Raw genomic sequence first — 25,214 nt, 5'->3', positions numbered from 1 at the left:
CTTGTCCCGCTTCAGCGAGGAACTGCGCGATCCCTGGGGACTGCTCCTGGGCGCCACCGCGGGCGGCGCGGCGTGGGCCGTCGACGTGCACCCGGCCGGGGCCGCCGTCGTGGGCGTCACCGTGTGGCTGGTCAAGTCGTTCGCGTCGGCCTGGCAGTCGACCGGGGGCGAGAGCCGTACCGGGCCGGAGGAGCCGCCGGTCGCGGCGGGCAGCCCGGAGGAGGCGTGGTTGCGCCGTGCGGAGCGTGCGGCGAGCGGCTTCGGCGACCTGGCGGCCTCGATGCGGGGCCGGATCCTGCTCGACCGGATCGCGTCCATGCGCCCTCAGGTGGACGACACGGTCGCGACGTTGCGGCGGCTGGCCGGGCAGGCGTCCGTCACCGGCGCGGCGCTCGGCCGCTTCGACCCCGCCTTCCTGCGGGAGGAGCTGGCACGGCTCGAGCGGGCCCGCGCGTCGGCACCGGCCGACATAGGGGACGACGTGGCGGGCGACATTGAGGGAGACATGGCGGGCGACGTAACGGGTGACCTGGACAGGTCGATCGCGTCGCTGAAGTCGCAACAACAGATCCACGACCGTTTGTCGGCGACCCGGGCACGGGTGTTGTCCAGGCTCGAGTCCGGCGCGATCGACCTCGAGGGGCTGGTCGCGCGGGCGGTCGAGGTGTCGGCGATGACCGCCGCCTCCTCGGCCGACGACGGGCGGCGCGACCTGGACGACCTCGTCTCCGAACTGGAGCTGACTCGGCAGAGCCTGCACGAGGTCGAGGAGGCCGCCCGCCGGGATCTCGGCCGGGCCTCCTGACCTCCCCCGCTCAGGCGGCGGCCAGCAGTCGCTCGAGTTCGGCCGGTCCTGCGTTCGCCCCCGTGCAGACCACGGCCACCTCCCGACCGGCGAACTCCTCACGTACGGCGAGCAGCCCGGCAAGCGCCGCGGCTCCGGCACCCTCGGCCAGCGTGTGCGCCTGCGTGAGGAGCATCCGCTGGGCCCGCCGGATGTCGTCGTCGCCGACCAGCAGGAAATCGGACAACCCGTCCCGCATGACCGCCTGGGGCGTCTCGAAGGCGGAACCGGTCGCCAGGCCGTCCACGACGGTCTCGCACGGGCGGGTGACGAGCTCCTTCGACGCCCAGGAGTCGTGCGCGGCCGGCGCGGAGGCCGACTGCACGGCGATCACCCGGCAGCGGGGTGCGAGCGCATCGGCGACGAGACACGCGGCGGCCGCGCCCGTGCCGCTGCCGACGGGGACGAAGACGGCGTCCAGACCGGGCCGCGCCGCCAGCATCTCGAGGTAGAGCGTGGCCACCCCGGCGATGATGTCCGGCTCGTCGGCCGGGCTGATCAGGCGTCTGCCCTGGTCGTCGGACATCGCCCGAGCGTGGTCGGCCGCCTCGACCATGGTCGCGCCCGCGACGGTCACCGTCGCCCCGAGCGCCTCGACGGCCGCGACCTTGGCCGGATTGGGGTTCTCCGGCATCACGATCGAGCAGGCGACGCCGTACAGCCGGGCGGCGTAGGCCACCGACTGCGCGTGGTTGCCCGTGGAGTACGCGACGACGCCCCGTCCCCGATCGGGCATCCGGGCCAGCAGGTTGATGCCGCCGCGTACCTTGAAGGCGCCCGTCGGCTGCACGTTTTCGTGTTTGACGTGGACGCGTGCCCCCACGATCGCGTCGAGAACCGGATAGGACCACATGGGCGTCTCGGGCAGGTGCCCGGCGATCAGCCGCCTGGCCTCGAGCACATCACGGATGTCTGTCACGGACTCCAGCGTGGCCCTCCTCCGTGGCATAGGTCCAACTGAAGTCTTCTCATCAACCGATAGAAGACGTTGATAAATTGCGCGCATGCTCGACGTCGTACGGCTGCGGGTGCTGCTCGCCATATCGAAAACCGGGTCGGTCACCGCGGCGGCAAGGGAGCTCAATTACACGCAGCCCTCGGTCAGCCACCACCTCTCCCGGCTGGAGGCGGAGACCGGCGCGAAGCTCGTCCAGCGGGCGGGCCGCGGCATCCGGCTCACCGAGGCGGGCCGGCTGCTGGCGGAACGGGCCGCCGAGATCCTCGGGCGGATCGAGTCCGCCTCGGCCGAGCTGGCGGCCCACGTCGGGCTGCGCGCAGGCCGGGTGCGGCTGGCCGCCTTCCCGTCCGCACTCGGGACCCTCGTCCCCGAGGCCGCGGTACGGCTCGCGCACGACCACCCGGGGCTGGACCTGCGCCTGGCCGAGGCCGAACCACCCGAGGCGCTGCGCATGTTGCGGGCCGGCGACGTGGACGTGGCGGTGGTCTTCCAGTACGGCCAGGCGGGCGTTCCTCACGGAGGTCCGGACGTCGACGGCCTTCGGATCACACCGCTTCTCGACGAACCGAGCCTCCTCGTCACACCCGGCGGATCGCCGTCCGGGTCGCTGCGGGATCACGCCGAGTCCCGCTGGATCGCGGGCTGCGACCGGTGCCGCGCCCATCTGCTCGACCTGTGCTCCGGCTCCGGGTTCGAGCCGCGCATCTCGTTCACCACGGACGACTACGTGGCGGTGCAGGCCATGGTGGCCGCGGGTCTGGGCGTGGCCGTCCTGCCGCGACTCGCGTTGTCGGCGCATCGGCATCCCGGCGTCCAGGTGAGCGAGATCCCCGCGTCGACGCGGCGGGTGTTCGCGGCGACGTACGGCGAACCGCCGGATCCGCCGGCGACGGCGGCGCTGCTCGCCGCCCTCGCGGACGGCTGAAGCGGAGCGCTCACCGGCGCGGGTTTCTGCGCGGCCGGGTGCCCGCGCGGCGGCTTGGCTGCACGTGGGCGGCCGGGACGGGGTGGCCGCGTGGGCGGCTTGGCTGCGTACGGCTTGGCTGCGGGAGCGGCTGGAAATAGGGATGCCCCGGCGGGGGGTCACTTCGTACCATCACGAACATGCCACCCATGACGACGCTCGCCCTGTTCGCAGCCGCGACCCTCGCCCTTCTCCTGGTGCCGGGTCCCGCGGTGGTCTACATCGTGACCCGCAGCGTCGCCCAAGGCCGCGCGGCGGGGCTGGTATCCGTGCTCGGAGTGCACGCCGGCTCGGTGGTGCACGTGACCGCGGCCGCCCTCGGGATCAGCGCCCTGCTCGCGGCGTCCGCGACGGCGTTCGCCATCGTGAAGTACCTGGGTGCGGCTTATCTGGTCTATCTCGGGGTCCGCAAACTGATCAAACGCTCCGTTGACGAGGATCCGTTCGAGATGCGACGGGCGTCCCGGTCGCGGCTGTTCGGTGAGGGGTTCGTCGTCAACGTGCTCAACCCGAAGACGGCGATCTTCTTCCTGGCCTTCCTGCCGCAGTTCGCCGACCCGTCGCGGGGACCCGTGGCGTCGCAGATCGTGGTGCTGGGGCTCATCTGGATCGTGCTCGGCATGGTCAGCGACGGCGGTTACGCCCTGCTGTCGTCGGCCCTGGCCGGGAGGCTGCGCCGGTCGGCCCGTGCCCGGCGGCGCCTGGACGTGGGCAGCGGCGTAGTCTACCTGGGCCTCGGCGCCGTGGCCGCCCTCACCTCCGAAGCCGCCTGATGGGCGTGATCGTGCGCACACCTTCGATGGGGGTGATCATGCACGGCCCCCAACCCCGCGTGATCATGCACAGGCTCGGGGAAAGCCCTCGCGACCTGCGCCACCCCCTGTGCGTGATCATGCACGGGTTCGGCCAGTGCAGCCATGACCTGCGCCGCCCCCGGGCGTGATCATGCACAGACTCGCCGATCGGCCGTACGACCTGGGTTTTTCCTTGTCGTGATCATGCGCGTCGACCACTGCATGATCACGAACGGCGAAACCCCAGGCCGGGCCACATATTCACGAAACCGCGCATGATCACGAAACGCGATTCCGCTGGTTAGTGACCATGTGACCGAACCCGTGCATGATCACGCCACGAGGTTTCACTGGTCAGTGACCATGCGGCCGAACCTGTGCATGATCACGCGCGGGGTTGGGGGCTGTGCGTGATCACACCCAGAGGGTGGGGCGTCACGTTGAGGCGGCTGATTGGGCCACCTGCTTGGCCCATCGGTAGTCGGCTTTACCCGCCGGCGACCGGAGCACCTCCTCCACGAACGCATAGGTACGCGGGACCTTGTACCCCGACAACAAACCGCGGCAGTGGGCGTCCAGCTCCTCCCACGTAGGAGCGGTCCCCTCGTACGGCTGGACCACGGCCGCCACCCGCGATCCCCAGCGGTCGTCCGGAATGCCGGTGACGACGGCGTCGAACACCGAAGGATGACCCTTCAGCACCGCCTCGACCTCCTCGGGGAAGACCTTCTCCCCGCCGGTGTTGATGCACTGCGAGCCCCGGCCGAAGATCTGGATCGTCCCGTCCTCCTCCACCATGGCCATGTCGCCCGACAGCAGCCATTTGACGCCGTCGCCGTCGGTCACGAAGGTGCGCGCGGTCTTGTCCGGGTCGTTGTAGTAGCCGAAGGCGATGCGCCCCGACCTCGCGACCATTCCCATGACTCCCGAGCCCGGGTCGACGGGCCTGAGCTTCTCGTCCAGTACGGCGATGCCCGCATCGGCCTTGGGCTGGTACTTCAGACCGGCCTCCGGAGACGAGCCGGCGACCCCGGACGCGGTGTAGCCGGACTCCGTCGAACCGAAACTGTCCATGATCATCGTGTTGGGAAGCAGTTCCTGGAGCCGCGCCCGGACCGTGCCGCTGAGGATCGCCCCGGTCGAGCTGACGACGGCGAGCGACGACAGGTCGTACGCCCCGGTGGCGATCTCCTCGGCCAGCGGTCGCGCCATCGCGTCGCCGGTGATGTTGATGCTCAGCACCTTCTCGCGTTCGATCGCCCGCAGCACCGCGACCGGATCGAACTTGCGGACGTAGACCATGGTCGAGCCCATGCACCAGCACAGGAACGTCCCCATCTGCGCCGCGCCGTGCATGAGCGGCGGCGCTGCCATCATGACGATCGGGCCGGCGTTGCGCGCCTGCTCGACGACCGCCTCCGGCGTCTCCAGCGGCGGGCCGTACGGGTTGCCGCCGCCGAACGCCATGAACAGGTCCTCGACCCGCCACATCACGCCCTTGGGCATGCCGGTGGTCCCGCCGGTGTAGATGATGTAGATGTCCTCGCCGGTCCGCGGTTCGAAGCCCCTCGTCGCCGGTTGCGCTTCCAGCGCCTCGCCGTACGGCACGGCGCCGGGGACGGCGGAGTCGCCGCCGACGGCGACGAGGTGGCGCAACGCCGGCGCCTCTTGTGCGGCGGCGGCGACCCGGCCGTCGAACTCGACGTCGAACAGCAGCGCCACGATGTCGGAGTCGCGGTAGAGGTAGACGAGTTCCGCCTCGACGTAGCGGTAGTTCACGTTGACGGGCACGGCCCGGATCTTCAGCGCGGCGAGCAGAGCGGTGATGTACTCCAGCCCGTTGTAGAGCTGGATCCCGACGTGCTGCCCGCTCCGTACGCCCTGGGCTGCCAGGTGGTGGGCGAGCCGGTTGGCCTGCGCGTCGAGTTCGGCATACGTCATACGGGCGTCGCCGCAGACGACGGCCACCCGGTCCCCGATCGTGTCCGCGAACCCTTCGAAAAGGTCGGCGTGGTTGAACTCCATACGAGTTGACCTCTCTCCCGGGGGTCTGACCGATCAGGGTTTGTGCGCTCCGACGATCCACATGGCGAAGAATTGCGCCCCTCCGCCGTAGGCGTGGCCGAGCGCCGTGCGGGCGCCGTCGACCTGATGTTCACCGGCCATGCCTCTCACCTGCTGCGCCGCCTCCGCGAACCGGATCAGGCCGGAGGCGCCGATGGGGTTGGAGGAGAGCACTCCGCCTGAGGCGTTCCACGGGATGTCGCCGTCGAGCGCCGTGCTGCCGGCCTCGGTGACCTTCCATCCCTCGCCCTCGGCGGCGAAGCCGAGGTTCTCCAGCCACATCGGCTCGTACCAGGAGAAGGGCACGTACACCTCAGCGACGTCGATCTCCCTGCGCGGATCGGTGATGCCGGCCTGGCGGTAGACGTCGGCCGCGCAGTCCTTGCCCGCCTGCGGGCTCACCGTGTCGCGATCGGCCCGCGCCATCGGCTCGGACCGCATGGCGGTGCCGTGCACCCAGGCGGGCGTCCCGGTCACCTTGTCCTCGGAGGCGAGCACCATCGCGCACGCGCCGTCCGACGACGGGCAGGTCTCCAGGTAACGGATCGGCTCCCACAACATCGGCGTCGACTCGACCATTTGCCGGTTGATGCCGGGGATCTTCAGGTGGGCGTAGGGGTTCTTCAGGGCGTTCTGCCGGTCCTTGACCGCGACCAGCGTGCCGATGTGGTCGGGCGCGCCCGACCTGCGCATGTACTCGCGGATGTGCGGCGCGAAGTATCCGCCCGCGCCGACGACGAGTGAGGCGCTGAACGGCAGGTGCGTGGACAGCGCCCAGGTGGCGTTCGACTCCGACTGCTTCTCGAAGGCGACCACCAGCACGCGGTCGTGCACGCCGCCCTGGATCAGCGACGCGCCGACCAGCGCCGTCGACCCGCCGACCGACCCAGCCGTGTGGACGCGCGTCATCGGTTTGCCCGCGGCGCCCAGCGCGTCCGCGAGGTACGCCTCGGGCATCATCACGCCCTCGAACAGGTCGGGGGCCTTGCCGATGACGACGGCGTCGATGTCCTTGAAGGTCAGCCCCGCGTCCTCGAGCGCGCGGAGGGCGGCCTCCCTGACCAGGCCGGCGATGGAGACGTCCCGCCGCTTGGTCTGATAGCGAGTCTGGCCGACGCCGATCACGGCACAACGGTTACCCACGACAGCACCTCGATTGCATGATCACGATCGACGACTTCCCAGCTCGGGGCGTGAATCCACGAACTTGTGCATGATCACGCCGGGGGTTTTCGCAGGTGGGCGGCCCTGATCACGAACCTGTGCATGATCACGGCAGGGGGTGGGGGGTGGCGGGGGCATGGGGGGCATGGGGGCTCACGCCTCCAGGACGGTGACGAGGTTGTGCTGGAGACAGGGCCCCGACGTGGCGTGGGCGACGGTGCGGCCCGCGCCGCCGTCGAGGATCCGCGACGCGGCCTCGCCGATGCGGATCAGCCCGGTCGCCATGACGGGGTTGGCCGCCAGCGCTCCGCCCGAGGGGTTGACCACCGTGCCCGCCGGCAACTCGAGCGCCTCGCGGAGGATGAGCTCCTCATGGCTGAACTGGGCGTGCAGCTCCGCGACGTCGACCGGGCCCTTGCCGACCCCCGCCGCCCGGCCGGCGGCCTCCGTGGACGGCGAGCGCCTGAGGTCGCGCATGCCGAGGTAGTGGGGCTCGATCCGGTGGGCGATGCCCATGATCCAGGCGGGACGTTCCGCCAGCTCCCTGGCGAGGTCGCCCGCGGCCAGCACGATCGCGGCGGCGCCGTCGGTGATCGGCGCCACGTCGTACGGCCTGAGCGGCGCTACCTCGAACTCATCCCCGGCGGGGTCGTCGAGGTCGAGGGCGTGGGGATTGCTCCGGCCGTCCGCGCGGCTGCGCCGTACGATCTCGTCGAGTTCGGCCCGGCCGGCGCCGTACGCGTTCGCCTGCAGGGCGGCGAAGGAGACCTGGTCGAGACCGAGCGGCGCCAGATAGTACGGGTCGAGCTGCAGGGTCATGATCTCCCTGAGGTCGCCCATGGACGTCTTGCCGAAGCCGTAGACCAGCGCCGAGTCCACGTCTCCGTGCTGGAGCCGCACCCACGCTTCGTACAGGGCCCACGCGGCGTCCATCTCGACGTGGCTCTCCGAGATCGGCGGCCAGGCTCCGAGGGAGTCCAGCGCGGAGACGAAGGAGAACGGCGCACCGGCCAGGTAGTCGCAGCTTCCCGAGCAGGTGAACCCGAACCTCGACAGGCCGGTCCGTTCCTTGACCTCCTGGATCACCGGATGGATCAGCTCGAAGTCGATCAGTCCCTCGTCGTGGTCGGTGTGCCGGGTCTGGGCGAACGCGATGACCGCCACCTCACGCATGCGGCTCCTCCCCTCACAGCTCGACGTCCGGCTCGCCCGTGGGGGCGAACCATCGGATGTTGGCCATCGACAGCGTGCGTTCCTCCGGCGGCGCCCAGACGGCCCTGACGCGCATGCCCTGCCGCACCTCGCGCACGGGCACGTCGCCCATCAGCGCGATCATCGGGACGTCCGCCCCGTCGAGCAGGATGTAGGCCGACACGAACGGCACCTCGGGTGCCCGCGGGTCGGGGAGGTTGTTGATCGCGAAGGTCGTCACCGTGCCGGTGTCGGGCAGCTCTACCTCTTCGGAGATCGTCGAGCCGCACTCGGGGCACGAGGTCCGGAAGGGCACGTAGACCTTGTCGCAGCGGGTGCAGCGACCGCCGAGGAAGACGCCGTCCCTGACGCCCTCGAGGAACCGGCCGAGCGACCGGCCCGGCCGTACGCGGTACTCGGTGCGGATGGGCGAGACGATCGCCGTGACTTCCGGAACGAAGCACGAAATATCGGTTATGTGGCCGATGCGGTCGGCCACCGGCTTCCACCGGGGACGGACGCGCAGTCCCGGGTGCATCGCCTTGGCCCCGTCGGCGCCGACCGCGTGGACGAGCGCCGTGTCGGCGCCGTCCAGCTTGATCAGCGCCCAGGCGAACGGCCGGTCCAGCGGATGGTCCTTCCTGGGCGCGTCGACCCAGGCCCAGCTCATCACGGTTCCGGCCGGGCCGACCTCGACGAACTCGCCGGTCACCGGCTCCCCCGTCTCCGGTTCGTACTCCAGCGGCGGCACGAGCACCCGGCCCTCGGTGGTGCGCACCCCGACGACGCGGCCGTCGCGGAGCTCCGTGAGGAAGCGCCCGATCACCGGCCCCGTCGTCCGCGTGTATCCACCGGGGAACTCGAGCGCGTGCTCGGCGACCAGCGGTTCAGATGGCACGGTCACGGCCCTCCCAGTACGGGTCACGGAGTTTGCGCTTGAGGAGCTTGCCGTTCGGTTCGCGCGGCATGTCCTCGATGAAGTCGACGGTCTTCGGCCACTTCATCCGCGACAGCCGGCCTTCGAGCGAGCCGAGGATCTCCGCTGCGAGCTCGGGTCCGGGGTCGTTGCCGGGCATGGGCTCGACGACCGCCTTGATCTGCTCGCCCCACTCGTCGTCGGGGATGCCGAAGACGGCGACGTCGGCGACCTTGGGATGGACCATCAGCTCGTTCTCGATCTCGGCCGGATAGATGTTGGTCCCACCCGAGATGATCATGTCGGCCTTGCGGTCGCACAGGAACAGGTAGCCCTCTTCGTTGAGATAACCGATGTCCCCGACGGTGAAGTAGTCCCTGAGCCTGTTCGCGGCGGTCTTCTCGGGATCGCCCTTGTACTCGAAGGCCATCCCCATCTTCATGTAGATCGTGCCGGGGGTCCCCACGGGAACGGGCTCGTGGTCGTCGTCCACGATGAGCAGTTCGCTGATCGGCCAGGCCGTGCCGACCGTGCCCGGGTGCTTCTTCCAGCCGTCCGGGGTCGCGAGGGTGCCGCCGCCCTCCGTGGCCGCGTAGTACTCGTATACGCAGTCGCCCCACCACTCGAACATCGCCCACTTGACCGGGACGGGACAGGGGGCGGCCGCGTGGATCATCCACCGCAGCGAGGACAGGTCGTACCGCGACTTCACCTCGTCGGGCAGCGCGAGCAGGCGCTTGAAGTGCGTCGGGACCATGTGCGAGTTGGTCACGCCGTACTTCTCGCACAGCCGCAGCGTCTCCTCGGCGTCCCACTTGTCCATGTAGACGAGCGTGTGGCCCATGTGCAGGGCCGTGCCGCCGAACTGCGTCACGGCGGTGTGGTAGTTCGGCGAGGTGACCAGGTGGGCGTTGGGACGGCCGGGTGTCACACCGAACAAGGTCAGCAGACCCGTCATGAGCTCCGCGGAGTCGTCAGGATCCAGCCCGGTCAGCCCCCGTCTGACGCCCTTGGGGCGGCCCGTCGTGCCCGACGTGTAGTGCATCGCCGCGCCGGCCGTACGGTCCTCGGGCATGGAGTCCGGCTGCCCCTCGGTCAGGTCCGCCACCGGCCGGAAGCCGTCGATCGTCCCGAACGAGAACCGGCGCCCGGGCTCGATCTCCTCGGCGGCCCTGACGGCCTCGGCGGCGTACCGCTCGTGGGCGAAGAACGCCTTGGCCTCACTGTCGGCCAGGATGTAGGCGATCTCGGGACCCGTCAGGTGCCAGTTGACCGGCGTGTAGTACCAGCCCGCCTGCAACGCCGCCAGGTACAGCGTGAGCCCGTCCACCCCGTTGGGCATGAGGCCGCAGACGCCGTCCCCGGCCTTCAGTCCGAGGGCGCGCAGTCCGTGAACCAGCCGGTTGGCCCGGGACAGCAACTCCCCGGCCGTGTACTCGGCGCCGTCGGGATCGATCGCGGCGATCCACCCCGGATCCGCCTGCGCAAGCCTCCAGAAACCCAGCGAGCCCATGGGAACTCCCTTGTCCGGTGCGTACTGACTTCCCCCGGATCGCCGCAGTGAAGCACGTTCTCGTTCTATCAACAAGCCCTGGCATTACTGGGGGGTTACGAACAAGAATCTGTTCTAGTTCGTAGACGCACACTAACCCGGCCAACCCTCGCCGAGCAATCGCTTGATCAATTTGGGAGAGTCTCCATGGAGCTCCTGTCAATCAGCACGCCGCACTGCCGCGTCGAGCGCGACGGCCACGTCGTCGTCGTCACGATGGACCGCCCCGAGGCCAGGAACGCCCTCTCCATGGACATGCTGGTCGGCCTCGCCGACGCGTGGGCCTACATCTCCGCCGAGCCGGAGGTGCGCGTGGGCATCCTGACGGGCGCGAACGGGACGTTCTGCGCGGGCGCCGACCTCAAGGCCATGGGCACACCCTCCGGCGACCCGCGCGTCCTCCAGCGCGCCCAGGAGATCCCCGACGTCCACTGGAAGGGCCTGCTGCGCGGCAGCGGGGCCCTGCCCACCAAGCCGATCATCTGCGCGGTGGAGGGGTACGCGGTGGCCGGCGGCACGGAGCTGCTCGTCGGCACCGACCTGCGGATCGTCGCCGAGTCGGCGACGCTCGGCCTGTTCGAGGCCCGGCGGGCGCTGTTCCCGATGGGCGGCAGCGCCGTACGGCTGCCGCGCCAGATCCCGTACGCGTTCGCGATGGACGTGCTGCTGACCGGGCGGGCGATCACCGCGCAGGAGGCGCTGTCGATGGGCCTGGTCAACCGGGTCGTGCCGGACGGCCAGGCACTCGCGGCCGCCCGTGAGACGGCCGAGCAGGTCGCGGCGTGCGGTCCGCTGGCCGTGCAGGCGATCCTGCGGACCTACCGCGAGACCCTCGGCATGGCGGAGGAGGAGGCCCTCAAGGTGTCGGACGCGATCGGGTGGCCGGTCATCGGATCGCAGGACGCCAAGGAGGGGTCGCTCGCGTTCCGTGAGAAGCGCCCGGCCGTCTACCGGGGCGAGTAGGCCGCAGTCAGGCCCGGCCCTGGATCAGCGCCCGGGTGCCCGTCGTGCGCCACCGCTCCCCCGTGGCGTCCAGCGCGTCGGTCACGTCCGGTGAGACGCCCACGAGGACGTCGGACTTGAGCGTGCGCAACGCGACCACGGGCCCGGGGAAGTACGCGGTGACCTCGGCGAACGGGATGTCCGTCGGCCACATCCTGTCGCCGACGAGCCTGCGGTAGTTGAGGTCGCCCTTGGTGATGGTCAGCGACGCGGAGGCGAAGTCGTCCCGCAGGCTGTCCGGCATGTCGCTGTAGGGCAGCGGCGCGCACGCGAACGGGTGGGTGCGCAACACGAGACGCCCCGACCTCAGGGCCTGCCGGAGACGCACCCCGACCTTGCCCGCCTCGCCCGGCGCTCCGGCCAGGCGCCGCAGCCCGGCGAGGACGTCCGCGGGCGTGGCGTCGGACACGAAGTAGGGCTGCGGCTTGACGTGCAGGACGACCTCGGCGGCCAGTCGCCGGGCGAGGAGATGGTCGATCAGGGCCAGGTCGGGCAGCAGTTCCCGGCCGGCGTTGTCGGCGACGAAGACGATCCTGCCGGGCGGTCCGTCGTGAACCAGCGACCACAGCAGCGCGCTGTCGTCGGCGACGAGGTCGGCCGACCGGTCGTCGCCGAGCTCTCCGGTGATCTGGAAGGTGAGGTCGGCGCGGTTCCCCCACAGGGAGGCGAGAAGCAGCGCCGTCTCCTTCTCCGCCTGGGGCGAAGAGGCGACGCCGTCGAGGCTCGCGAGTTCCTCGTCGACGACCGATCCCGCGAGCTCGGCCTGCTTGAACGGCTCGAACGGGTCGACGCCCCGCCACGGCCCGTCCGCGAAGTACCCCGTTGCCTCGAGCACCCTGCGGTAGAAGAAGCTCTCCGACCACAGGAACGGGGCGTCCGTCCACCGCCCGCGAAGGTAGGCGCGTCCCCAGGTCAGCCAGGTCGCGAAGTCGTGGGCCGAGGCTTCCAGAGGCTGCATCGTGTCGGCGATGGCCTCCTCGAGCAGCCGGTCGAGCGCCGCGAGCCGGTCGGGCGAGTACGGCAGGGCATCCCTGACCTGACGGATGAGGGCCGGATGCCGGTCACGGAAGACGCCCAGCGCGTAGGCGCCCGGCACGTTGCCGAGGATGGGCGGGGCGTTCACCGCCGCCCTCCGGTGTCCGCCCTCCGCGCCGCTCACGGCCGTCCCCCGCCGCCCGCTCTCCGCGTCGCCGGCCGCCGGCGTCCTGTCGCCCATCTCCCCAGCCCCCGTCCGCCGCCCGAATGGTCAGCTTGCATTCCATCATCACGGGCCTGGTGGACCCGGCACCGCCCTCACCCGCGCCGCGAGGCGCGGATCACGACGGCGACGGTGCGGGGTCGCCCACGGCGACGGCCTTCACGCAGATGCCCCCGTTCACGGAGAGCGGCAGGGAGCGGACGGCGGAGCGGACGGGGAAGTACACGACGCCGTCCCCTCTCTTCATCGGCAGCGTCAGCGGCCGCCCGTCCACCGTCGCGGTCGCCGCCGTGTCGCCCAGCGCGGCGTAGCCGATGCCCGCGACGGTCAGCGGCCCGCCGTCCGTGCTCAGCGGAAGATCGACCACGTCGCCGGTCGCCGGGAAGCACGGCAGGCCCGCGGGAGGTCCGAGCAGTCCGCCCTTGATCGTCATCTTGACCAGGTGGCCCTTGTCGTCGAAGACGCGGGGATCCATGGACGGCCGAGGGGCGCGCATGCTCTCTACGGCCCACACCGGGGCAACGGGCGCGAGCACGCGCGAGGTGAGATCGGTGAGGCCCGTCGCCGGGATCGGCATCTCCAGCGGCACGTCACTCGGGAAGATGACGGTGCCGGCGGGCGCGGCGGCGAGGGAGCGGGCCGCGTTGCCGATGTACGCCCGCTGCTCGGTGGTGTCGATCAGCCCGCCGAACGAGCTGGTCGACAGGAGCGACAGCGCGGCCATCACGCCCCCGAGCGCTCCGGCCGCCGCCTTGACGGCGGGCCCGGACGGCGGCCTGATCAGGTAGGTCCGATGGCCGTTCTCCGCCAGGTCGCGGACGGGGAGGAAGGCGAGGGCGAGACACACGGCCGCCACCGGAGCGGCATCCGCGACGTACCGCATCTCCCAGCCGGACCACGCGGTGGCGCGGCCCAGCCAGGTGAACAGCGTGTCGGCCACCAGCAGCCAGGTCAGCAGGACGAGCCAGGCCCGCCACGCGCCCCGGCGGAAGATCATGCTCGCCACGAAGGCGAACGCCCAGACGATTCCGGCGACGACCACGAGCGCGGCCGGTGGCGAGGCGTTGGCGAAGTGGCCCGCGCCCGGCTGCCAGGCGGCGGGGCCGCCGATCGCGCCGGTGAAGAACGTCGCGCCGATCAGCCGCCCGGCGTACGGCAGCAGCCCGATGCCGCGTTCGACGCCCACGGGCACGTACGAGCTGGCCGTGGCACCGGTGACGAGGTAGAGCGTGCCGTACCCGGCGAGCAGCAGGCCGTGCAGGACCAGGAGCACCCGCCGCCGCAGGAGCAGGCGGAGAGCGTCGCGGACGCCGCGAACCCCCGGGACGAGAATCGGGGCGGCGACCACCGTCACCACGACGAGCAGCAGCGGGATGACGGCCGCCTTGACGAAGAAGAGCAGCCCGAAGGCCGTCCAGGCCAGCGCGCACAGGCCCGGCCGGAGGGTCCCCTCGCGAAGCTGCCGGACATGGGCGTACAGCGCGCCCGCCACGGCGAGCTGGAGGGGGATGCTGAGCATGGCCGCCGAGTACCAGGCGGCAGAGGGCACCGTCAGCGGCGTGAACAGGTACAAGGCCAGCGGCGCCAGGATCGCCGGCCTGTCGCCGAACAGCAGCCGCAGCGTGCGCAGGACGAAGACGTACGCACCGACCTGCAGAAGAAGCATCACAGACCAGGTCAGCACCCAGTTGTATCCGGCGGCCCAGGTGAGGACCCAGGTCAGGAGCAGGCCTCCGGGCATGAGCTGGCCGTACACCGGCTGGGTCAGGTAGGACCAGCCGGGCGCGCCCTCGGTGGCGAGGGCCACGAAGCGGAAGTCGTCGACGCTGTACCAGGTGGCGCGCAGCGCGATCACCTGGCAGAGGACGGAAAGGGCGATCATCGCCCAGGCCACGGCGGCGATCCTGTTGCCGTGCCGCCACGTCGGCGGCGCGATCCTCGGTGACACTGGGGCCTCAGCCTTCCGTGGGCGGCACGGCGACGCCGACGACCCCGCCCGTGACGCAGAGGTCCTGCGCCGTGGTGACCTGCATCTCCGTGCCCTTCGCGCGCGTCATGAAATACATCACGTGATCGCCGGCGGGAAGCGTCACGTCGACCCTCGTGGACCCCATCAGCACGGTCGCCGGGCCGCCGGACGCGTGAAGGTAGGAGAACCCGGCGAGGGCGTAGTCGCCCTTGGTGGCGATCGGGATCGTCATGGTGCTGCCCATGCGCGGAAAGCATCCGCCTCCAGGCGCCCGCGCCTGGCCGCCGAAGGGCCGCATGGCCGCCAGGTTCCCGTCTTCGTCCAGAACCTTGGGATCGACCGACGGCTGCGGGTCGCGCATCATCGCCCGGACGTCGGGCGGCGCGAGCGGGCCGAGCACGTGCGAGCTGAGGTTGGCCTCCCCGAACCCGTAGAACACCACGTCGTCGGGGAGCGCGTGCGGATAGAGCTGGGTGCCCGGCGGAAGCGTCGCGAGAGTGCGCTGGGCGGTCGCCAGATAGTTCCGGTCACGGTCCGCCCTGGCCTCGAAGCCCGACGTGAAGCGCTCAACGGAGACGACCGACAGCAGCAGGCAGGCTCCCGCGAACACGCCTGCGGCGGCCGCCGCCCTGCCCGCGGGGAACACCCGCCTGTACGGCTCCCGCTCGTCCCGCACCGGGAGCGTGGCGAGCGCGAGGCACAGCGCGAGCGCGAGAGCGGTGTCGGCGAGGTAGCGCGGTTCGAGGGCCTGCGAGGAGTAGTGGCCGCGGCCGAGCACGACCGGCACGAAGTCGACGACGACCAGGTAGACGACCAGGCCCGCCCACGCCCAGCCGGCGGCTCTGCGGCAGCGCAGGGTCACCACGATGAGCACGGCGAAGACCAGCCACGACGACGTCAGCAGCAGGTCAGGCGGTACGGCCAGGCCGCCGTACCAGTCGATCGGACCGCCCAGGGCGAGTGCGGGGAACACCTTGCCGAGCAGGGTGCCGGCGAAGGCGGCCGTCTCAGAGAAGGAGGGGAACCCGACGGGCTGGTCCGACGTGTCGAGCCCGAGCGCGAAGAACACGGCGCAGGCGGCGAGCACCGCGGCGTAGACCAGCCACGCCCTCAGGTGGCGGACCAGCGTCGTTCGCACGCCGCCGAAGTATCCCGCCGTCACCACCAGGGCCAGGATGGGGAAGGCGCCGGCGGCCTTGAGGAAGAACGACCCCAGTGCCATGAGGAACCAGAAGGCCGCGGCCGCGACGTGGCGCATGCGCCCGCTGCGCAGGTAGAGGACGTGCGAGGTGAGGGCGAGCGCGAGCGTGAGCTGGAGGGGGACGGCCTCGAGCCCGGCCGCCCACCACAGCAGCGCGGGCACGGTGAGCGGCGTGAAGAGATACAGCCCGAAGGGGACCAGGATCGCGGGGCGCGGCCCGAACAGCACGCGGAGCAGCCGGTAGACCGCGAACGACGCGGCGACCTGCAGGACCAGCAGCACCGACGCGGCGAGGACCCAGTTGTACACGTCCGCGCGGGAGACGCCCCAGACGACGGCGAACCCGACGGGGAGCAGCTTCGGGCCGTACAACGACGTGAGGTAGTCCCAGTTGAAGGGGTGCTCCATGGCCCGGACGATGTAGGCGTAGTCGTCGCCCCAGAAGAAGCTCCGGCCGAGCAGCACGCCCTTCCACACCAGCTGGACCGCGACGAGCGCCGCCGCGACCAGGCTGAGCGCGTGACGCCGTAGGAGGCCCGCGCCCATCCAGGAGGGGAGCGCGAGCTCCACGACGACCTCTCCCCCACCCGCGGCCTGCTTCGAGGTCGCCACGTGACTCCCACCCGTCGCACCGAATAATCGTCCAAAGACGATTTAGTCGACTTCGGCGCTCATGGGCGAGCACACGGGGATAACGTTTGGCGCCGCACGCCGGGCCGGAGCGGGGACGGTCAGTCCGCCGTGATGCGGTCGAGGCGCTCCATCGCCTCGATGTACTCCTCGACCATCTCGAAGACGACCTGCCGGGCCGGCTTGACCTGGTTCATCGCGCCGATGATCTGCCCCGCGGGGAAGGTCGCGAGCTCCGCCGCGTCGGAGTTGCCGATCCGGCGCAGCGCGGGCGAGACCAGCATGTACTGCAGCGGCATCGGCAGCGTCCCCGGCGAGTCCGCGGACTCCCATGCGTCGGTCCACTCGTTCTTGAGCAGCCGGGCGGGCTTGCCGGTCCAGCTTCGCGACCGGACGGTGTCCCGCGAGGTGGCCTCCAGGATGCGCTTCCTGGCCATCTCCGGGGTGTCGGCCTCCTCCACGGTGAGCCAGATGGACCCGGTCCACACGCCGTCGGCTCCGAGCGCCATGCCGGCGGCCATCTGTCGGCCGCCGCCGATGCCGCCCGCGGCCAGGACGGGCACGTCGACCGCGTCGACGACCTGGGGGATCAGCACCATCGTGGAGATCTCGCCGGTGTGCCCGCCGGCCTCGGTGCCCTGCGCCACGATGACGTCGACGCCCACCTCGACCTGCTTGATCGCGTGACGCGGAGTGGAGGCGAGCGCGGCCACCTTGACGCCCTTCGCGTGGGCGAGCTCGACCACGTCGGCCGGCGGCGGGCCCAGGGCGTTGGCCAGCAGCGCGATGGGGTGTCGCAGCGCCACCTCGACCTGCGGCCGCGCGGTCGCGTCCGTCCAGCCGAGCAGCACCTTCCCGGGGTCGGCCCCGGTCAGCTCCGGCACGTTGTGCTTGGCGAGCAGGTCCTCGACGAAGGCCCGGTGCTCCGGCGTGATCATCCCCTGTAGCCGGGCGAGCAGGTCCGCCGGAGAGTCGAGGCCGAGGTCGGAGCCGGCGTAGGAGGCCGGCATGACCACGTCCACGCCGTACGGCCTGCCGCCGACGTGTTCGTCGATCCAGGCGAGCTCGACCTCGAGCTCTTCCGGCGTGTAGGCGAGGGCGCCAAGCACTCCCATGCCGCCGGCGCGGCTGACCGCGGCGACGACGTCCCGGCAGTGACTGAAAGCGAAGATCGGCAACTCGATGCCGAACATGTCGGTGACACGGGTCCGCATGCCTCGACTGTACGACCGGACGAAGCGAAACTGCAACGCGTTCTACCATGTCGATTTCCGCCGGTCCTACCACCCGGTAACCACAGCGGATCACCACGATGACCAGTCAACAGGAACACGTTTCAAACAATGGCTTCGGACCTGGGCTCGAATACACGGCCGACCAGCCGGTTCAACGGCTGAATACCCGACGAATTTGAGTCAGATTTCGTGACAAAACAGGATTGCGGGCATACCACTGCGGTCGTAGTTTCCCGGTATGGATCTGGAGCTCCGCCACCTCAAGATCGTGCGAGCGGTCGCCGAGTCCGGCAGCGTCACCAAGGCCGCCACCCGGCTCGGCCTGGCCCAGCCGTCCCTGACCGCACAGCTCAAACGGATCGAGCGCACACTCGGCGGTCCCCTCTTCGAGCGTGACCGCAACGGCGCACGTCCGACGCCGCTCGGCGAGATGGTGCTGTCGCGCGCGCGGGTGCTGCTGCCCGCCGTGCGCGAACTCCAGGAGGACGCGGTGCGGTTCGCCAACACGTCCGAGGACCTCCCCGGATATCGCATCGGAGCCACACACGGGCCGATTCTCGGAGGGCTCGTCGAACGGCTGACCTCCGCGTATCCCACGACCCCCGTGACCACGCGCACCTCGTGGTCGGCGGGGGAGCTGACCGGCCTCGTCACCTCGGGCAGGCTCGACTTCGCCCTGGTCGGGACTTGTGGCGACAGCCCGCCGCCGCAGGCCGAGGGGATGAGCTGGAGCACGGTCGCCGCCGACCCCGTCTTCGTCCTGCTGGCGGAGGACCATCCGCTCGCGGAAGAAGACGAACTGGAGTTGTCCCGGCTCGCCGGCGAGTGCTGGACGGCCGCGCCGGGCGACGGATGTTTCGCCGACTGCTTCGCCGCAGCCTGCGCGCGGGCGGGCTTCGTCCCCCTGTCCATCTACGAGACCGACGCCGCCACGTGCCTGCACCTCGTGGGCGTGGGGAAGACCGTCGCCCTCTGCCAGGCCACCTTCCAGCTGACGGCCGGTCTCGTGATGATGCCGCTGGTCGGCACGCCGCTGCGCTGGCGTCACCTGCTCGGCTGGCACGACGACTCCGTCGCCGCGCGGGTCTCGCCCTCGGTCGTCCACCACGCGCGGGCCGCGCACGCCGACACCGTGCGGCGGAGCCGTCGTTACGCGGACTGGCTCATCGCCCATCCCCGGTTCAGGGCCGTTCCATAATTCGGCGGTAGGGGTCATCTGATAGATCCACACGCGGCTACGGCTCGGTTACTTTGGCGGCACCCCCCAACCACCCGAGGAGAGCCAAATGCTCCGCAGACGCACGGTCACCGCCGCATGCGCTCTGGTCATCGGCGCCATCACCGCGATGGCCTCACCCGCGGCCGCCGCGCCCAACCCCGGCGCAGCTCCCGTGATCTCCGCCGTCAAACCTCCGCCCGCCATGCTCGAGGCCATGACCCGCGACCTCGACCTCAGCACCGACCAGGCCGAGGTCCGGCTGGTCAACGAAGCGCGCGCCGGCGCGACCGAGTCCAGGATCCGCGCGGACCTGAGCGACTCGTACGCCGGTTCGTGGGTCACGGGCGACACCGCGTCCACCCTCGTGGTCGCCACGACGGACGCCTCCAAGATCTCCTCCATCACCGCGTCGGGCGTTCAGGCGAAGAAGGTCGACCACAGCCTCACCACGCTGAACGCCGCCAAGGACGCGCTGGACCGCAGAGCCGCCGCCGCGCCCAGGACCGCGCCCGTCTGGTACGTCGACGTCCGCAGCAACCGCGTCGTCGTCCTGACCTCGCAGCCCGCCCAGGCCGAAACGTTCATCGCCGCCAGCGGCGTGAACAGGTCTCTCGTGAGCGTCCAGCTCTCCACCGAGCAGCCCCGCACGTACTACAACGTGCGCGGCGGCGACGCGTACTACATCAACGGGTCCTCGCGGTGCTCCGTCGGCTTCGCCATCACCCGCGGCACCACCAACGGCTTCGTGAGCGCAGGCCACTGCGGCCGGGCCGGCAACACGACGACCGGCTACAACCAGGTCTCCCAGGGCACCTTCCAGGGCTCGTCCTTCCCCGGGAACGACTACTCCTGGGTCGCCGTCAACAGCAACTGGACCCCCGTCCCCTACGTCAACAACGGCAGCGGCGGCAACGTCACCGTCAGCGGCTCCACCGTCGCCGTCGTCGGCGCCTCGATCTGCCGATCCGGCTCCACCACCGGCTGGCACTGCGGCACCGTCCAGCAGCTCAACACCAGCGTGACCTACTCCCAGGGCACCGTCTCCAGAGTGACCCGCACCAACGTCTGCGCGGAACCCGGCGACTCCGGCGGCTCCTTCATCTCCGGCAGCCAGGCCCAGGGCGTCACCTCCGGCGGCTCGGGCAACTGCACCTCCGGCGGCACGACCTACTTCCAGCCCGTCAACGAGATCCTGTCGACCTACGGCCTCACCCTCGTGACGTCCGGAGGCGGCGGCGGCACGTGCTCCGGCTACCAGTCCACCTACACCGGCAGCCTGAGCAGCGGCGCCAGCGCCTACCAGCCGAACGGCTCCTACTACACGACGACCGTCACCGGCGTGCACCGCGGCTGCCTCGACGGTCCCACCGGGGTCGACTTCGACCTCTACCTGCAGAAGTGGAACGGCTCCGCGTGGGTCAACGTCGCCCAGGGCACCTCGCCCGGCCCTGACGAGACCGTCACCTACACCGGCACCGCCGGCCAGTACCGCTACCGCGTCCACGCCTACAGCGGATCCGGCTCCTACTCCCTGGGCGTCACCAGGCCGTAGTTCGAACCCCGGCACCCGCAGCAGACGACAGGCGCCGCCGTACACGCGTACGGCGGCGCCTCCGTGTCTCGCAGATCATCCGCAGGTAGATTCGGCACCGCTCCCCCGGCCCGTGAACGGCGACGAGACGAGGAGAGACCATGCTCCGCATGCGTACGGCGACCGGGAGCTCAGCCCTGGTGATCGGCATCGTGGCCGTCAGCGCCCTGATCACCGCACCCGCCGTCGCGGACCCCACGCCAGAGACGACGGAGGCGCTCCCCTCGCAGGCGGTGCTCGACGCGATCCAGCACGACCTCGGCCTCACCGCCGACCAGGCCAAGACCCGGCTGCGCAACGAGACGCGCGCGAGCGCGTCCGAAGCGGTCCTGCGCGACAGGCTCGGCGACAACTACGGAGGCTCGTGGGTCACCGGGCCGGCGTCCGAGACGTTCGTCGTGGCGACGACGGACGCCTCCGAGAGCGCGGCCATCACCGAGTCGGGCGCGACGCCCCAGGTCGTCAGGCACAGCCTCGCGGAGTTGACCGCGAGCAAGGAGGCACTGGACCGGCACTCGTCCACCGCCCCCCTCGGCGTCCCCGTCTGGTACGTCGACGTCCGCGGCAACCGCGTCGTCGTCCTGACGTCGCAGCCCGCGGAGGCCGACACGTTCGTCTCCAGGAGCGGCGCCGACACCTCTCTCGTCCACGTGGAGAGGTCGGACGAACGGCCGCGGACCTACCTCGACCTGCGCGGCGGGGACGCGTACTACATCAACGGGTCCTCGCGGTGCTCCGTCGGCTTCTCCGTCACCCGCGGCACCACCAACGGCTTCGTGAGCGCGGGCCACTGCGCGGGCGCGGGCAACTCGACGACCGGCTACAACCGGGCCGCGCAGGGGACCTTCCAGGGCTCGTCCTTCCCGGGGAACGACTACTCCTGGGTCGCCGTCAACAGCAAGTGGACCCCCGTCCCCTACGTGGGCAGCGGCAGCGGCGGCAACGTCACCGTCAGCGGCTCCACCGTCGCCGTCGTCGGCGCCTCGATCTGCCGATCCGGCTCCACCACCGGCTGGCACTGCGGCACCGTCCAGCAGCTCAACACCAGCGTGACCTACTCCCAGGGCACCGTCTCCAGAGTGACCCGCACCAACGTCTGCGCGGAACCCGGCGACTCCGGCGGCTCCTTCATCTCCGGCAGCCAGGCCCAGGGCGTCACCTCCGGCGGCTCGGGCAACTGCACCTCCGGCGGCACGACCTACTTCCAGCCCGTCAACGAGATCCTGTCGACCTACGGCCTCACCCTCGTCACCGGCTGACCGTCCCGGGGAGACCGGGCACACAGGTCAGCGCGGCAGCCGCCGCCACACCCACTGGGGCAGCACGCGCATGACCGCGAACACCGGGCGCAACCTGCCCGGCACCCACACCGTGCGCCGCCCTGACCGCAGCCCGTCGACGACCGCGTCGGCCACCTCGTCCACCGTCACCGACATCGGAGCCGGGGTCATGCCCTCGGTCATGCGCCCGATGACGAAACCGGGCCGGACGACCACCACCCGGGCACCGCAGCCGTGGAGCGAGTCGGCGAGCCCCTGGGCGAAACCGTCCAGGCCCGCCTTGGCCGAGCCGTACACGAAGTTGGCCTTGCGGACGCGCACGCCGGCGACGGACGACAACACGACGAGCGTGCCGTGGCCCTGCTCCCGCAGTCGCCGCGCGGCGGCCAGTCCGATCGAGACGTGCCCGCCGAAGTTGACCGCGACGTCGCGCGCGGCGGCGATGGGATCGGCGTCGTAGACGGCCTGGCGGCCGAGCACCCCGAAGGCCGGGATCACGACGTCGAGATCTCCCAACTCGGCGACCGCGTGCTCGATCAGCGCCTCGTGCGTCTCCGGGCGGGCGGCGTCAAAGTCGGCCAGCCGCACCTGCGCGCCCAGCTTCTCCAGGTGCTCCACGGGTGCCGTCCCGCCGCGCGCGGCCAGCATCACGCGTCGCGCACCACCCCTGACCAGGCGATCGACGATCGCGAGACCGATCTCGCTACGGCCGCCGAGAAGCAGGACGGTGTCGACGGAACCCAGGGCGTTCTTCATGGCCTCCCCCTCATAGGCACAACCTTCTCGCGAGGTCGGAGCGGAACACGCCATCCGGGTCGGCGTGGTCACGGATCGCCCGCCACTCGTCCAGGCGGGGGTAGGTCCCGGCCATCATGGCGGCCGGCATCCGGGAGTCCTTGGCCAGGTACAGCCTGCCGCCCGCGGCGGCCACCCACTCGTCGAACAGGTTCAGCATCCCGGCCAGGCCGCGTTGTCCCACCGGGATGTCGAGCGCGAGCGTCCAGCCCGGCATGGGGAAGGACAACATCCCCGGCGTCCCCTGTCCGAACCTCTTGAGCACGGTGAGGAAGGACACCACGCCCTCGTTCGAGAGGCGCTCGACCACGCGGCGCAGCGTCCCCTCCGCTCCGAACGGCACGACGAACTGGTACTGCACGAATCCGCGGGAGCCGTACATGCGGTTCCAGTGGGCCACGCCGTCCAGCGGGTGGAAGAACGGCGCGATCCCCTGGACGAGCCCACGCCTGGCGGCCGGCGCCTTGCCGTACCAGGCGGCGTTGAACGCGCCGACCGTCGCCCGGTTGAGCAGGCCCGGCGGCGCCCACGGCGGCGCGGACAGGCGGGGCCGCGGCGCGAACGCGAGAGGGTCGCGCCGCATGCGCGCGGGAAGGTCGTCCCTGGCGGCGTGGTCGCCGCGCGTGAGCACGCTGCGGCCCATGCGACCGCCCCGGGCGAGCAGGTCGATCCAGGCGACCGTGTAGCGGTACCGGTCGTCGGTCGCGGTCATCACCTCGAGGGTCTCGTCGAGGTCGCGGGTGCGTTCGACGTCGACCCGCATGCGTGAGGTCTCCACCGGAATGCACGCGAACGTCGCCTCCACGACGACGCCGGTCAGTCCCATGCCGCCGACCGTGGCCCAGAACAGCTCGTCGGCGGGAGTGAGCACCCGCAACGATCCGTCCGCGGTGAGCAGGCTCAGCGACCGCACATGTGCGCCGAACGAGGAGTCGACGTGATGGTTCTTGCCGTGGACGTCCGCGGCGACGGCTCCGCCCACGGTGACGTGGCGCGTGCCCGGCGTCACCGGGACGAACCAGCCACGCGGCACGAGCTCGGTCATCAGGTCGTGCAGGCTCATCCCCGCCGACGCCGTCACCAGCCCGGTCGCGGGGTCGTGCGCCCACGACGGGGCGAGAGCGGTGCAGTCGAGCACCAGCCCGCCCGAGTTCTGGGCTGCGTCGCCGTACGAACGGCCGAGCCCGCGCGCGACGACCCCGCGCCGGGTCGCCGTACGCAGGAGTCCGGCGGCCTCCTCCGCCGATCGCGGGCGCGACAGCAGGGCGGGTGTGGGGGCCGTGCGTCCCCACCCCGTCAGGAGTGTCATGTCAGGAGAGTTCACCGCAGGATGGTCACCAGGTCGTCTGGAGCGCGGAAACCCCGTCTTTCAGGGCGAGGAGGACGCGACACGGTACCGCACACGTTTCGTCGGTGGTGCCCGCTAGGTTTCCGGTCATGGCCCGCTACCGTTTGCAGCCCACACCCGCCCAGGAGGCTGGGCTGTTGTTGCATTGCGGGCATGCCCGGTTCGTCTACAACCTGGCAGTCGAGCAGGGCCGCGATTGGCGGCCGGGCCGTAGGAGTGCCCCACGGTTCGTCGAACAGTGCCGCCAGCTCACCGAAGCGCGGGCCGAGTTCGCGTGGCTGCGGGCTGGAAGCATCATCGTTCAGCAGCAGGCACTGCGGGACTATGCCCAGGCGATGTCGAACTTCTTCAACTCGGGCAATCCGGCGAGCCGGCCGAGGTTTCGTCGTCGCGGTGTCGAAGAGGGCTTCCGTATCGTCGCGGTCACGCCTGAGGATGTGCGGCGCCTGTCGCGCAACGTGGGTGAGGTGCGTATCGCCAAAGTGAGCTGGGTGCGGTTCCGCTGGTCCCGCCGGGTGCCTGGCGGGGTGAAGTCGTTGCGGGTGAAGCGGGACCGATCCGGGCGTTGGCATGTCGCCTTCACCGCGATCCCGGAGCCGATCCCTGGACCCGGCAACGGCGAGGTCGTCGGTGTGGATCGTGGCGTGGCCGTGTCGGCCGCCCTGTCGACAGGCGAGTTGCTCACCGTGAAAAGTTCGACTCCGGGCGAATCGTAGCGGCTGGTGCGGCTGAAGCGCAAGCTGGCCCGCGCCAAGCTGGGCTCCAATCGCAGGGCGAAGCTGAAGCTGGCAATCGCGCGCCTTCAGGCCCGCCACACGGACCGACGTAAGGACTGGGTGGAGAAGATCTCGACGGATCTTGCCCGCAGGTTCGACGTGATCGGCGTAGAGGATCTGAAGATCGGGGGCATGGTCAGGTCCGCCAAGGGCACCATCGACCAACCCGGCAAGAACGTCCGACAAAAAGCCGGGCTGAACCGGGGCATCTTGGCCAGCGGATGGGGCGCCCTGGTGGAACGGCTGGATCACAAGGCACCGGGGCGCGTCGTGCGCGTTCCTGCGGCGGGCACATCGCAAACCTGCAACGCCTGCAAGTACCGCGCCTCTGAGAACCGCGAGAGCCAAGCGGTCTTTTCGTGTACGGCTTGCGGGCACCAGGCCAACGCCGATGTGAACGCCGCACGCAACATCGCAGGCACCGCCGCAGGGCATGCGGTGGCAGCGCGTGGAGACTTCGGGGCTGCCCGGTCTGTGAAGCGCGAACCCCAACTCTTCTCCTCCTAGCGCAAGAACGGGTTGG

At 70.7% G+C, this 25,214-nt stretch carries 21 protein-coding genes; 9 read left to right on the top strand and 12 right to left on the bottom strand.

The genetic code is table 11. The features are described 5' to 3' along the window. Position 1 precedes the first annotated feature (1 nt). Complete coding sequence (locus tag Pka01_RS24070) at positions 2-805, top strand: hypothetical protein (RefSeq protein ID WP_203885112.1); 804 nt, start codon at positions 2-4, stop codon at positions 803-805. Positions 806-815: 10 nt separating this feature from the next. Here Pka01_RS24070 and Pka01_RS24065 read toward each other — a convergent pair whose 3' ends face one another. Continuing rightward, positions 816-1,763 (bottom strand): threonine ammonia-lyase, encoded by a 948-nt coding sequence (locus Pka01_RS24065; RefSeq protein ID WP_239115251.1) that lies wholly within the window; start codon positions 1,761-1,763, stop codon positions 816-818. Positions 1,764-1,848: 85 nt separating this feature from the next. Here Pka01_RS24065 and Pka01_RS24060 point away from each other — a divergent pair, with 85 nt between their 5' ends. Next, positions 1,849-2,727, top strand: coding sequence for a LysR family transcriptional regulator (locus Pka01_RS24060; RefSeq protein ID WP_203885110.1), 879 nt, complete (start codon positions 1,849-1,851; stop codon positions 2,725-2,727). Positions 2,728-2,906: 179 nt separating this feature from the next. Continuing rightward, positions 2,907-3,539: a LysE family translocator gene (locus Pka01_RS24055; RefSeq protein WP_203885109.1), complete on the top strand. Its 633-nt coding sequence runs from the start codon at positions 2,907-2,909 to the stop codon at positions 3,537-3,539. A gap of 456 nt (positions 3,540-3,995) precedes the next feature. On the opposite strand, the gene Pka01_RS24050 is transcribed toward Pka01_RS24055, so the two are convergent. From Pka01_RS24050 to Pka01_RS24030, 5 genes are all read right to left on the bottom strand, one after another. Next, entirely contained in the window at positions 3,996-5,585 is a 1,590-nt protein-coding gene (locus tag Pka01_RS24050; protein WP_203885108.1) for an acyl-CoA synthetase, read from the bottom strand. Positions 5,586-5,618: 33 nt separating this feature from the next. Beyond that, positions 5,619-6,767, bottom strand: a complete 1,149-nt coding sequence (locus Pka01_RS24045) for a thiolase family protein (RefSeq protein ID WP_203885107.1) — start codon at positions 6,765-6,767, stop codon at positions 5,619-5,621. A 174-nt stretch (positions 6,768-6,941) separates the two neighbouring features. Next, positions 6,942-7,961: a thiolase family protein gene (locus Pka01_RS24040; RefSeq protein WP_203885106.1), complete on the bottom strand. Its 1,020-nt coding sequence runs from the start codon at positions 7,959-7,961 to the stop codon at positions 6,942-6,944. Positions 7,962-7,974: 13 nt separating this feature from the next. Beyond that, a complete protein-coding gene (locus tag Pka01_RS24035) occupies positions 7,975-8,877 on the bottom strand; it encodes a Zn-ribbon domain-containing OB-fold protein (protein WP_373318183.1) in 903 nt (300 codons plus the stop codon). Then, positions 8,867-10,408 carry an acyl-CoA synthetase gene (locus Pka01_RS24030; RefSeq protein WP_203885105.1) on the bottom strand — a complete coding sequence of 514 codons (1,542 nt, stop codon included), beginning with the start codon at positions 10,406-10,408 and terminating at the stop codon, positions 8,867-8,869. The genes Pka01_RS24035 and Pka01_RS24030 overlap by 11 nt, the downstream gene beginning before the upstream one ends. A 186-nt stretch (positions 10,409-10,594) precedes the next feature. Here Pka01_RS24030 and Pka01_RS24025 point away from each other — a divergent pair, with 186 nt between their 5' ends. After that, positions 10,595-11,410 (top strand): crotonase/enoyl-CoA hydratase family protein, encoded by an 816-nt coding sequence (locus tag Pka01_RS24025; RefSeq protein ID WP_203885104.1) that lies wholly within the window; start codon positions 10,595-10,597, stop codon positions 11,408-11,410. A gap of 7 nt (positions 11,411-11,417) precedes the next feature. On the opposite strand, the gene Pka01_RS24020 is transcribed toward Pka01_RS24025, so the two are convergent. From Pka01_RS24020 to Pka01_RS24005, 4 genes are all read right to left on the bottom strand, one after another. Continuing rightward, a complete protein-coding gene (locus tag Pka01_RS24020; RefSeq protein WP_203885103.1) occupies positions 11,418-12,665 on the bottom strand; it encodes a damage-control phosphatase ARMT1 family protein in 1,248 nt (415 codons plus the stop codon). 100 nt (positions 12,666-12,765) lie between these two features. Further along, the gene (locus Pka01_RS24015) at positions 12,766-14,595 is read right to left on the bottom strand and encodes a glycosyltransferase family protein (protein WP_203885102.1); all 1,830 of its coding nucleotides are present in this window, start codon (positions 14,593-14,595) and stop codon (positions 12,766-12,768) included. A 7-nt stretch (positions 14,596-14,602) separates the two neighbouring features. Next, complete coding sequence (locus Pka01_RS24010) at positions 14,603-16,429, bottom strand: hypothetical protein (protein WP_203885101.1); 1,827 nt, start codon at positions 16,427-16,429, stop codon at positions 14,603-14,605. 119 nt (positions 16,430-16,548) lie between these two features. Continuing rightward, entirely contained in the window at positions 16,549-17,661 is a 1,113-nt protein-coding gene (locus Pka01_RS24005) for an NAD(P)H-dependent flavin oxidoreductase (protein WP_203885100.1), read from the bottom strand. A gap of 259 nt (positions 17,662-17,920) precedes the next feature. Here Pka01_RS24005 and Pka01_RS24000 point away from each other — a divergent pair, with 259 nt between their 5' ends. From Pka01_RS24000 to Pka01_RS23990, 3 genes are all read left to right on the top strand, one after another. After that, the gene (locus tag Pka01_RS24000) at positions 17,921-18,880 is read left to right on the top strand and encodes a LysR family transcriptional regulator (RefSeq protein ID WP_203885099.1); all 960 of its coding nucleotides are present in this window, start codon (positions 17,921-17,923) and stop codon (positions 18,878-18,880) included. Positions 18,881-18,968: 88 nt separating this feature from the next. Then, positions 18,969-20,453 (top strand): S1 family peptidase, encoded by a 1,485-nt coding sequence (locus tag Pka01_RS23995; RefSeq protein ID WP_203885098.1) that lies wholly within the window; start codon positions 18,969-18,971, stop codon positions 20,451-20,453. 140 nt (positions 20,454-20,593) lie between these two features. After that, positions 20,594-21,751 carry a S1 family peptidase gene (locus Pka01_RS23990; RefSeq protein ID WP_203885097.1) on the top strand — a complete coding sequence of 386 codons (1,158 nt, stop codon included), beginning with the start codon at positions 20,594-20,596 and terminating at the stop codon, positions 21,749-21,751. 27 nt (positions 21,752-21,778) lie between these two features. Here the strand turns inward: Pka01_RS23990 and dprE2 are convergent, their stop codons facing one another. Together dprE2 and dprE1 are read right to left on the bottom strand one after the other, a co-directional pair. Beyond that, positions 21,779-22,528: a decaprenylphospho-beta-D-erythro-pentofuranosid-2-ulose 2-reductase gene (gene dprE2, locus Pka01_RS23985; RefSeq protein WP_203885096.1), complete on the bottom strand. Its 750-nt coding sequence runs from the start codon at positions 22,526-22,528 to the stop codon at positions 21,779-21,781. Between the two features lie 10 nt (positions 22,529-22,538). Then, positions 22,539-23,876 (bottom strand): decaprenylphosphoryl-beta-D-ribose oxidase, encoded by a 1,338-nt coding sequence (gene dprE1, locus Pka01_RS23980; protein WP_203885095.1) that lies wholly within the window; start codon positions 23,874-23,876, stop codon positions 22,539-22,541. 128 nt (positions 23,877-24,004) lie between these two features. On the opposite strand from dprE1, the gene Pka01_RS23975 reads away from it, so the two are divergent. Further along, positions 24,005-24,631, top strand: a complete 627-nt coding sequence (locus Pka01_RS23975) for an RNA-guided endonuclease InsQ/TnpB family protein (protein ID WP_203885094.1) — start codon at positions 24,005-24,007, stop codon at positions 24,629-24,631. 6 nt (positions 24,632-24,637) lie between these two features. Then, on the top strand, positions 24,638-25,198 hold the full coding sequence (locus Pka01_RS23970; protein ID WP_203885093.1) for an RNA-guided endonuclease InsQ/TnpB family protein: 561 nt from the start codon (positions 24,638-24,640) through the stop codon (positions 25,196-25,198). Positions 25,199-25,214 lie beyond the last annotated feature (16 nt).

The sequence above is a fragment of the Planotetraspora kaengkrachanensis genome (assembly GCF_016862895.1).
GTDB lineage: Bacteria > Actinomycetota > Actinomycetes > Streptosporangiales > Streptosporangiaceae > Planotetraspora > Planotetraspora kaengkrachanensis.
The sequence above is the reverse complement of the archived record's forward strand: the minus strand, read 5'-3'. Positions and strand labels throughout refer to the sequence as shown.

What these genes read in the sequence shown, in the direction of transcription:
- Pka01_RS24060 (WP_203885110.1), top strand. Translation starts at nt 1,849, where the DNA reads ATGCTCGACGTCGTACGGCTGCGGGTGCTGCTCGCCATATCGAAAACC.
- Pka01_RS24055 (WP_203885109.1), top strand. Translation starts at nt 2,907, where the DNA reads ATGCCACCCATGACGACGCTCGCCCTGTTCGCAGCCGCGACCCTCGCC.
- Pka01_RS24050 (WP_203885108.1), bottom strand. Translation starts at nt 5,585, where the DNA reads ATGGAGTTCAACCACGCCGACCTTTTCGAAGGGTTCGCGGACACGATC.
- Pka01_RS24040 (WP_203885106.1), bottom strand. Translation starts at nt 7,961, where the DNA reads ATGCGTGAGGTGGCGGTCATCGCGTTCGCCCAGACCCGGCACACCGAC.
- Pka01_RS24030 (WP_203885105.1), bottom strand. Translation starts at nt 10,408, where the DNA reads ATGGGCTCGCTGGGTTTCTGGAGGCTTGCGCAGGCGGATCCGGGGTGG.
- Pka01_RS24025 (WP_203885104.1), top strand. Translation starts at nt 10,595, where the DNA reads ATGGAGCTCCTGTCAATCAGCACGCCGCACTGCCGCGTCGAGCGCGAC.
- Pka01_RS24020 (WP_203885103.1), bottom strand. Translation starts at nt 12,665, where the DNA reads ATGGGCGACAGGACGCCGGCGGCCGGCGACGCGGAGAGCGGGCGGCGG.
- Pka01_RS24005 (WP_203885100.1), bottom strand. Translation starts at nt 17,661, where the DNA reads ATGCGGACCCGTGTCACCGACATGTTCGGCATCGAGTTGCCGATCTTC.
- Pka01_RS24000 (WP_203885099.1), top strand. Translation starts at nt 17,921, where the DNA reads ATGGATCTGGAGCTCCGCCACCTCAAGATCGTGCGAGCGGTCGCCGAG.
- Pka01_RS23995 (WP_203885098.1), top strand. Translation starts at nt 18,969, where the DNA reads ATGCTCCGCAGACGCACGGTCACCGCCGCATGCGCTCTGGTCATCGGC.
- Pka01_RS23990 (WP_203885097.1), top strand. Translation starts at nt 20,594, where the DNA reads ATGCTCCGCATGCGTACGGCGACCGGGAGCTCAGCCCTGGTGATCGGC.
- dprE2 (WP_203885096.1), bottom strand. Translation starts at nt 22,528, where the DNA reads ATGAAGAACGCCCTGGGTTCCGTCGACACCGTCCTGCTTCTCGGCGGC.
- dprE1 (WP_203885095.1), bottom strand. Translation starts at nt 23,876, where the DNA reads ATGACACTCCTGACGGGGTGGGGACGCACGGCCCCCACACCCGCCCTG.
- Pka01_RS23975 (WP_203885094.1), top strand. Translation starts at nt 24,005, where the DNA reads ATGGCCCGCTACCGTTTGCAGCCCACACCCGCCCAGGAGGCTGGGCTG.